The 1,188-nt window shown below is 72.2% G+C and carries 1 protein-coding gene and 1 pseudogene; one reads left to right on the forward strand and one right to left on the reverse strand.

Translation table 11 applies throughout. The features are described from left to right. Positions 1–94: 94 nt before the first annotated feature. Positions 95–547 (forward strand): annotated as a pseudogene (locus tag ABZ885_RS41615) (chitinase); the annotation flags it as partial. Positions 548–598: 51 nt separating this feature from the next. Here ABZ885_RS41615 and ABZ885_RS41620 read toward each other — a convergent pair. Continuing rightward, a complete protein-coding gene (locus tag ABZ885_RS41620) occupies positions 599–997 on the reverse strand; it encodes a hypothetical protein (protein ID WP_360200470.1) in 399 nt (132 codons plus the stop codon). Positions 998–1,188: the final 191 nt, after the last annotated feature.

Genomic DNA, 1,188 nt, shown 5'->3' on the forward strand with positions numbered 1-1,188 from the left:
GTCGGCGCGGTAGCGGCGGTGGCGGTAGTGGTCGTGGTCGTGGTGGCGGGGCCGCGTCGGCTCAGGCGGGGGCGTGGGCCCGGCCGGGGGCGGCGCCCCCGAGACCGCCTACGTCACCGGCGCCAGCATCGTCTACGGCTCCATCTGGGGCGCCTACCTGCCGGTCGTCAAGAAGTACGCGGACAACGGCCGTCTCTGGTGGCTCAACATGCAGTACTACAACGGCAGCATGTACGGCTGCTCCGGGGACTCCTACCAGGCCGGCACCGTCCAGGGCTTCACCGCCCAGACCGACTGCCTCGACCGGGGCCTGACCGTCCAGGGCACCACCGTGAGGGTCCCCTACGACAAGCAGGTCCCCGGCCTGCCCGCCCAGCCGGGCGCAGGCGGCGGTTACCTGACGACAAGTCAGGTGGCGCAGGCCTGGAACACGTACGGCAGCGGCGCGGGCAGCCGGCTCAAGGGCCTGATGACCTGGTCGCTGAACTGGGACGGCTCCAGGAACTGGACCTTCGGTAACAACGTCAAGGCGCTGCAGGGGCGTTGAGCCCCGTAGCGGTCCGGTACGGCCCCTGAAGCCCGATGCCCCCGGCAGCGTTCACCGCGCCGCCGGGGGCGTCGGCCGTCCCGGCGGCGCCGGCCGCGACGGGGGCACCGGCCGTACGGGCGGTGTCGGGGGCTTGTTGCGCAGGGGTGCCAGTTCGCGGCCGAGGGTCTCGATGTCCAGGGCGATCCGCCGGGCGATCTCGCCCGGACCGGCGCCGGCCGGCAGCCGGCGGCTCCACGAGCGGGCGTGCGCCGGACCGTCGTGCGTCATGTGGAAGTTCAGCCGCAGCGCCTCGCCCACGTCCACCAGGCTGATCAGGACATGGGTGTCGGACAGGTCTATGGTCACCTCGTTGCCGATGCACGAACAGCCGACGAGATCGCCGATCTCCTCCTCCGCAAGGTACTTGGCGAGCTGGATCGCCTTGCCCTCCACGCGGAACGGTCGCACTACGGGATTCACGATGGCCGCCGCCCCCTTCCCCGGTGGTGGTCGATGTAGCCGCCATGATTCTAGAACCCACCCCATGCGGCCAAGTCACCGGCACCACAGGGGACTTGGCCGACAGCACGAGGGGGCGCAGAGGGCGCACGGCGCCGCCCGCCCGGAGCGACCGGGCGGGCGGGGGGGGTGGGTGGGGG

This window comes from Kitasatospora sp. NPDC047058, assembly GCF_040643935.1.
Lineage (GTDB): Bacteria > Actinomycetota > Actinomycetes > Streptomycetales > Streptomycetaceae > Kitasatospora.